Source organism: Streptomyces telluris, from assembly GCF_024519335.1.
Classification (GTDB): domain Bacteria; phylum Actinomycetota; class Actinomycetes; order Streptomycetales; family Streptomycetaceae; genus Streptomyces; species Streptomyces telluris.
The window spans coordinates 25,409-32,072 of sequence record NZ_JANIID010000054.1; the positions used below are offsets into that span (position 1 = coordinate 25,409).

The window sequence follows — 6,664 nt, forward strand, 5'->3', positions numbered from 1 at the left end:
GCCCCCTACGGCTTCACTGCTGAGCGCTGCACTGCGGGACCAACTTCTGCTCTTCCTCGGTGAGGGTGGGGACCGGGCTGGGCACCGGACTTGCCTGGGCGGAGAGGCCGGTGGCTCCCGGCTTGGCGTCGGTCTTCGGGTCCTTGGGGTCCTTCGGGAGGTCGCCCACGGCACCGCCGGCCCGGTCGCCGCTCTGCTTGTCCTTCTCGCGCTGCTGCTGCTCGGCCTTGCGGCGCTCGTCTTCCTTCTTGCAGGCGCCGGCGAGCAGGGCGAGGTCCTTGGCCTTCTGCTCCGCCTTCTCGCGGCTGTCGAGGGCGATGGTGTCCTCGACGCGGCTGCGCTGGTCGACGGGCAGGTACTTGAGTTCGATCTCGGGGTGGTCCCGGTAGAGCTTGCTCAGGCTCACCCACGCCAGGTCCTGGTTGATGCCCTGGTAGACCGCCACGTGGTTGTTGTCCTTGGCGCCCACGTAGTACTGCGTCTGGGTCCAGCTGTAGCCGCCGTAGAGGCCGCCCGCGACGACGCCGAGGACGACGGCGAGGATCAGCGACCGCTTGAGCCACTGGCCGCGCCCGGGCGCCTTGACGAAGTCCTCGTCCATGAAGGCGCCGAACGAGCCGTCCGGCGTGCCGCCCATGCCGCCGTCGCCGCTGCCGGGCGGGCCGAAGGCGCCGCCGGGCTGCTGCACCGGCGCGGGCCGGTTGGCGCGGGCGTGCTCGGCGGCCCGCCCGGCCGGGGTCTGCATGGCGCCGTCGACGCCCAGCTGCAGCTGGTTCTCGGCGACCGCGCCGACGATCACCGGCGTGTCGTTGAGCTGCTGGGCGAGGGTGTCGCCGCCGTCGACGTCGAGGACGTCGGCGACGATGCAGGTGATGTTGTCGGGACCGCCGCCGCGCAGGGCGAGCTGGATCAGCTCCTGGACCGTCTCGTGAGGGCCCTGGTAGCTGGCGAGGGTCTCCTCCATCGTCTGGTGGCTGACGACGCCGGACAGGCCGTCGGAGCAGATCAGATAGCGGTCGCCCGCGCGGACCTCGCGGATCGAGAGGTCGGGCTCGACGTGGTCGCCACTGCCCAGCGCGCGCATCAGCAGGGAGCGCTGCGGGTGGGTGGTGGCCTCCTCCTCGGTGATCCGGCCCTCGTCCACCAGCCGCTGCACCCAGGTGTGGTCCTGGGTGATCTGGGTGAGGACGCCGTCGCGCAGCAGGTACGCGCGGGAGTCGCCGACGTGCACGAGGCCGAGCCGCTGGCCGGTCCACAGCAGGGCGGTCAGGGTCGTGCCCATGCCCTCCAGCTGGGGGTCCTCCTCGACCATCACGCGCAGCTGGTCGTTGGCGCGCTGCACGGCGGTGCCGAGGGAGGTCAGGATGTCCGAGCCGGGGACGTCGTCGTCGAGCTGGACGAGGGTGGAGATCACCTCGGAGCTGGCGACCTCGCCCGCGGCCTGGCCGCCCATGCCGTCGGCGATGGCGAGCAGGCGCGGGCCGGCGTAACCGGAGTCCTCGTTGCCCTCCCGGATCATGCCCTTGTGCGATCCGGCGGCGAAGCGCAGTGACAGACTCATGCGCACCTCGCCCGTCGGCTCCGGGTACAGCCCCTTCCCAGCCACGCTGCCCACCCTCCGGTCGTCATGGTCCTACTACTTCCGCAGCTCGATGACGGTCTTGCCGATGCGGATCGGCGCGCCGAGCGGGATCGGGGTCGGGGTGGTCAGCCGCGTGCGGTCGAGATACGTGCCGTTGGTCGAACCCAGGTCCTCGACGATCCACTGGCCGTCGCGGTCGGGGTAGATCCTGGCATGCCGACTGGAGGCGTAGTCGTCGTCCAGCACGATCGTGGAGTCGTGGGCGCGTCCCAGCGAGATGGTCTGGCCCTGGAGGGCGACCGTGGTGCCCGTGAGGGAGCCCTCGGAGACCACGAGCTTGGTGGGGGCGCCGCGGCGGCCCCGGTCCGCGCGCCGGTCGGCCCGGCGCCCGCCCGTCTGCTGCTGTCGCTGCTGCGGGGGCGCGGTCTGGGCCTGCGCACGCTGCGGCTGCCGCTCGGGACCGCCCCGGCGGGAGCCACGCTGGGTGACCCGGGTGCCGAAGAGATCACTGCGGATGACCTGAACGGCCACGATCACGAACAGCCACAGTACGGCGAGGAAACCCAACCGCATGACCGTGAGGGTCAGCTCTGACATTGCCCCCGCTTCACCCTTCGGCTTGCCGATAAACGATGGTGGTGCTGCCCACGACGATCCGTGAGCCGTCGCGGAGCGTAGCGCGAGTGGTGTGCTGTCCGTCCACCACGATGCCGTTGGTCGACCCCAGGTCCTGAATGGTCGCGGGGGTGCCGACCCGGATTTCGCAGTGCCGGCGGGAGACGCCGGGGTCGTCGATCCGTACGTCCGCCTCGGTGCTGCGGCCCAGCACGAGGGTGGGTCGGGAGATCTGGTGCCGGGTGCCGTTGATCTCGATCCAGCGCCGCGTCTGGGCTCCGGGCACGCCTGCCGCGGGACCCTGGCCGCCCGCGCGCGGCGCGGTCCGGCCCGGGGGCGCGGAGGGCGGCGGCGAGGCGGGCATGGGCGGCAGCCCGGACGGCGGTGCCGGATAGCCCGCACCGGACGTGGCGGGCCCGCCCGGGCGCGCCGGACCGGGGCGTGCGCTCTGCTGGCCTTGGTGCTCCTGCGACTCGCTGGCGGCGAGGGTGCGGCTGCGCACCCGGTACAGCCCGGTGTCGAGGTCGTCCGCCTTCTCCAGGTGGACCTTGATGGTCCCCATGAAGGTGTACCGCTGCTGCTTGGCGTAGTCGCGGACCATGCCGGAGAGCTCGTCGCCGAGCTGCCCCGAGTACGGGCTGAGCCGCTCGAAGTCCGGAGTGCTCAGCTCCACGATGAAGTCGTTCGGGACGACGGTGCGGTCACGGTTCCAGATGGTGGCGTTGTTGTCGCACTCGCGCTGCAGTGCCCCGGCGATCTCGACCGGCTGCACCTCGGACTTGAACACCTTGGCGAAGGTGCCGTTCACGAGACCCTCGAGACGCTGCTCGAAGCGCTTCAGTACTCCCACGGGGCACCTCCTTCCCTCAGTGACGTTCCTGATGCTCGGTGTCGTTCCTGATACTGCTTACTGATCGTATCCACGCGTTGGGGAAACGGCCGGTTCCCCTTCGGGGCCAGGAGTGACGAGTGTCGCCCCGGCCTGCCCGGCACGACCCTTCCTGTCCCCTTCATAGGGATCGTAGAGGCGGCCGGGAGCCAGTGTCCCGCAACCGGCGGGGTCCCCACCGGTCCCGGCGGCCGGCCGGGCCCCCGCGGGCCCGGCCCCGGGAGAACGAGTGTGAAGGCACCCGTGAAGGCGTGCTAATGTTCTCGATGTCGGAAGGCGAACGGCGCAGAACCGGAAGGGCAAGCCCCCCGGGAAAGCTTCGGAAGCAAGAAGACGACACCCATGCGCGGGTGGCGGAATAGGCAGACGCGCTGGATTCAGGTTCCAGTGCCCGAAAGGGCGTGGGGGTTCAACTCCCCCCTCGCGCACAGTGAGGACAGACCCCTCAGAGTGACTCATGTCACTCTGAGGGGTCTGTCTCGTTTTGCGTCGGCTTAAACCGGAAGAGCTTGGCCGGAACGTGGCGCGCCGTAGTGACCGGAGTGGGAACATCATTCTGTAGTCGCACCAGGGCGCTGTGTGATCCGGAGGGGGACGCGGGGTGACTGGTAACCAGACGTCCGTTCTTTCGGAGTGGGTCCTGCCCGCCGCCGTCTGCGCGCCCGTGACCTGGGTGTGCCTCGTCCACCGCTTCCGCGGTCAGGGGCGGCTGCTGGGGACGGTCAGGTCGTTCTCCTCGGCGCTCGCCGTGGTGCTGTGGACCTCCGCGATGGCCGCGCTGGCCAGCGGCCTGCTGTTACCGCACGCCTCCAGCGTGCCGCCGGCGGCGGTCGGCGTCGTGGCGGGGGCGGGGCTGGTGCCCAAGAAGAGGACCGAGCAGGCCGAGCACCCGGTGATGGCGATTGTCACACTGGGACATTCGCTGCTGATCAACAGTTTGATGCTGCGCCTGCAGACCGACCGGGCCGAGTGGTGCGCCCGGATGACCGGCGGTTTCGACAACTGCTGGGAGCTCGACGTCTTCGCCGACCGGGTCGCGCGGCACCTGAAGGCCCGCGTGGACGTCCCCGGGCGCTCGCCCAAGGGCAGGAGCGGCCTGGTGACCGCGATCGAGGGCCGGTACGAGGACGTGCGGGCCGCGGTGCAGCAGGCGGACACCCTGGAGACCGAGATCGAGAAGGCCTGCAAGGACGAGCAGCGCGAGCGGACGCCCCAGGAGACCGGGCGGATGCTGCGGGCGTTCGGCGAGACCGAGCACTTCTGCGCGTATCTCCTGGAGCTGGCGCACGCCCACGGCAAGCGCAGCGACGACAAGAAGATCCTCGCACTGCGGCGGCAGCACCTGTACGCGGCCGCCGCCGAGGTGCCGGCGCGCTGAGTCAGTGGTAGGTCTTGGCCAACGCGCGTGCTGCAGCGCGCTCCTGGCGTTCGGACGAAGGCGCGTCGGAGAAGGAGATCTCCATCTTCACGTCGAGCGCGGCGGCCACGGCCGCCAGCGAACGCATCGTCAGATTTTCATCTCCGGAGAGGATTTGGCTGACCCGGCCCGGGGAAACGCCCATGCTGTCCGCCAAGTCCTTGCGCGTCATGCCCCGTTCGGCGAGAAGGCCCGCCAGGGATGCCGTCGCGTGGCGGGCCAGCCGGGAGCCGGCCGCATCGGCCGTCCCTCCTTGATCGTGCCTGTCGCGCCACGCCATAACTACCCCCAGGAACAGACATCGCGGCGCCCGTGGACGCCTTCCCACAGAAGAGGATGCCACCTTTAGCGCTAACTAAAAGCCTGCTTCCGGCTAAAGTTTGCTCTGTCGGCGGAGAGTTCACCCTTTGATCAATCTGTGACCAGGCGCGATACGGCAATCGGTCGATTTCGGCCAGACTTCGGCCCGTCCGCGGAAATGGGGTTGCGGACGGGCCGGAGGGGCGTGGCCCCGGGCGGGGCGCCGGGCGGGGCGCCGGGCGCCGGTCAGCGCGCCGCCGTGCCCTCCTCGTCCGCCGGCTCCTTGGGCGCGGCGGAGGGAGCCGCGGCGGGGGCCGGGGCCTTCAGGAGGAACAGCAGCAGGAACGACAGGACGGCGATGCCGCCGGCGATGCGGAAGCCGGCGGCGATCGACGTCGCGCCGACGGCTGGGCCGATCACCAGGGGCGCGGCGAACTGGCCGGTGAAGTTGGCCGTTCCCGACAGGGACGTGGCCTGGCCGCGCAGGGCGGGCGGCGCGGTCTCGCCGATCATCACGGCGAGCGCGGGCACGGACATGCCCATGCCGAGGCCGAAGAGGGCCGGGGCCAGGATGATCAGCACCGCGTTGCCCGCGGTCCCGGCGACCAGGAAGGCCGCCACCCACAGCACGACGGAGACCCGCAGCAGTCGGATGTAGCCCAGGCTCTTCTTGATCTTCGCGTAGGCCAGGCCGACCAGGGTGCCGGCGACCGAGGTGCTCGTCGTGTACAGCGCGACCAGGAACGGCGTCTCGACGCCGAGCTGCGAGAGCCGCTGGGGAAGGAAGACGGCGAGGACGTAGAGCAGGAACGAGCTTGTGAGCGACAGGGCGTACAGGCCCAGCAGACGGGGGTGGGAGCGCAGCAGAGTGAACGTTCCGCCACCGCCGCCGGGCCGCTTGGCGTTCAGGCTCTTGGGCAGGGTGAACATCATCGCGATGCCGACCGGTATGCCCAGAAGGTAGATCGCGAAGGGGCCGTGCCAGGAGATCCCGCCGAGCGCGCCGCCGAGCAGCGGCCAGATGATCCCGCCGACGCTGATGGCGACCGAGCGCCACCCCGCCACGCGGTCCCGCTCGGGCCCCTCGTAGAGCGCCAGCAGGGCCACCGTCGTCCCGGCGAAGACCGCGGCCGCGCCCACGCCGAACGCGAACCGGCTGATGATCAGCGCCGTGTACGAGGTGGTGACCAGCCCGGCGCCGCCCGCGACGCCGTAGAGCAGGAGCCCGGCCACCAGGGGCTTCTTCAGCCCCCAGCGGTCGATCGTCCAGCCCACGAGCGGGCTGGCGATCGCGAGGGACAGGCCGTGGGCGGTGAGGATCAGACCGGCACTGGTGCCGCTGACCCCGAGCTCGCCCCGGATGACTCCCACGACGGGGGTGAGGATCGTGCCCGCCATGACGGTGAGGGTGGACGCGAGCAGGAGTACGGCCAGGGCGGCCCGGCCGCGCGAAGCGGGCCGGGACGCGGCGGGTGATGACGGGGTGGGTGATGCCATCGGCGGAACCTTAGCTACATAACGGGGGTGGATGGAGCCGGGCGGCTCATGGGAGCGCCCGCCGGGGCCTCTCGCGCTATCCGACGACCGTCCAGGTGTCGTTGCCCGAGAGGAGGCTGGTGAGGTCGCCCTTGCCGTACTGCTCGACGGCCGCTTCGAGCTGGTCGGCCATCTGGGTGTCGTAGACGGGGCGGCGGGTGCTGCGGAAGATGCCGATGGGGGTGCGGTGGAGGGTGTCGGGGTCGGCGAGGCGGGAGAGGGCGAAGGCGGTGGTGGGGGAGGCGGAGTGGGCGTCGTGGACGAGGATGTCGGTCTCGTTGCCGGGGGTGACCGTGACCGCCTTGAGGTCGCCCGTTGCGGGGTC

The 6,664-nt window shown here is 70.8% G+C and carries 6 protein-coding genes, 1 tRNA gene and 1 pseudogene; 2 read left to right on the top strand and 6 right to left on the bottom strand.

Annotated elements, in window-relative coordinates; all coding sequences use genetic code 11:
- Positions 1–13 precede the first annotated feature (13 nt).
- From NQU55_RS34230 to NQU55_RS34240, 3 genes are all read right to left on the bottom strand, one after another.
- The gene (locus tag NQU55_RS34230; protein WP_168092647.1) at positions 14–1,561 is read right to left on the bottom strand and encodes a Stp1/IreP family PP2C-type Ser/Thr phosphatase; all 1,548 of its coding nucleotides are present in this window, start codon (positions 1,559–1,561) and stop codon (positions 14–16) included.
- 75 nt (positions 1,562–1,636) lie between these two features.
- Positions 1,637–2,179: an FHA domain-containing protein FhaB/FipA gene (locus NQU55_RS34235; protein ID WP_168092648.1), complete on the bottom strand. Its 543-nt coding sequence runs from the start codon at positions 2,177–2,179 to the stop codon at positions 1,637–1,639.
- Between the two features lie 10 nt (positions 2,180–2,189).
- Complete coding sequence (locus NQU55_RS34240) at positions 2,190–3,047, bottom strand: FHA domain-containing protein (RefSeq protein WP_168092649.1); 858 nt, start codon at positions 3,045–3,047, stop codon at positions 2,190–2,192.
- 383 nt (positions 3,048–3,430) lie between these two features.
- On the opposite strand from NQU55_RS34240, the gene NQU55_RS34245 reads away from it, so the two are divergent.
- Positions 3,431–3,514, top strand: a tRNA-Leu gene (locus NQU55_RS34245).
- 173 nt (positions 3,515–3,687) lie between these two features.
- Entirely contained in the window at positions 3,688–4,464 is a 777-nt protein-coding gene (locus NQU55_RS34250; protein ID WP_168092650.1) for a hypothetical protein, read from the top strand.
- 1 nt (position 4,465) lies between these two features.
- Here the strand turns inward: NQU55_RS34250 and NQU55_RS34255 are convergent, their stop codons facing one another.
- From NQU55_RS34255 to NQU55_RS34265, 3 genes and pseudogenes are all read right to left on the bottom strand, one after another.
- Positions 4,466–4,783, bottom strand: a complete 318-nt coding sequence (locus NQU55_RS34255) for a helix-turn-helix domain-containing protein (protein ID WP_168092651.1) — start codon at positions 4,781–4,783, stop codon at positions 4,466–4,468.
- Positions 4,784–5,049: 266 nt separating this feature from the next.
- Complete coding sequence (locus NQU55_RS34260; protein ID WP_168092652.1) at positions 5,050–6,300, bottom strand: MFS transporter; 1,251 nt, start codon at positions 6,298–6,300, stop codon at positions 5,050–5,052.
- A 76-nt stretch (positions 6,301–6,376) separates the two neighbouring features.
- A pseudogene (locus tag NQU55_RS34265) lies at positions 6,377–6,664 on the bottom strand (2-oxoacid:ferredoxin oxidoreductase subunit beta); the annotation flags it as partial.

Coding starts and splice junctions, on each gene's coding strand:
- NQU55_RS34230 (WP_168092647.1), bottom strand. CDS start 1,561: ATGAGTCTGTCACTGCGCTTCGCCGCCGGATCGCACAAGGGCATGATC.
- NQU55_RS34235 (WP_168092648.1), bottom strand. CDS start 2,179: ATGTCAGAGCTGACCCTCACGGTCATGCGGTTGGGTTTCCTCGCCGTA.
- NQU55_RS34255 (WP_168092651.1), bottom strand. CDS start 4,783: ATGGCGTGGCGCGACAGGCACGATCAAGGAGGGACGGCCGATGCGGCC.
- NQU55_RS34260 (WP_168092652.1), bottom strand. CDS start 6,300: ATGGCATCACCCACCCCGTCATCACCCGCCGCGTCCCGGCCCGCTTCG.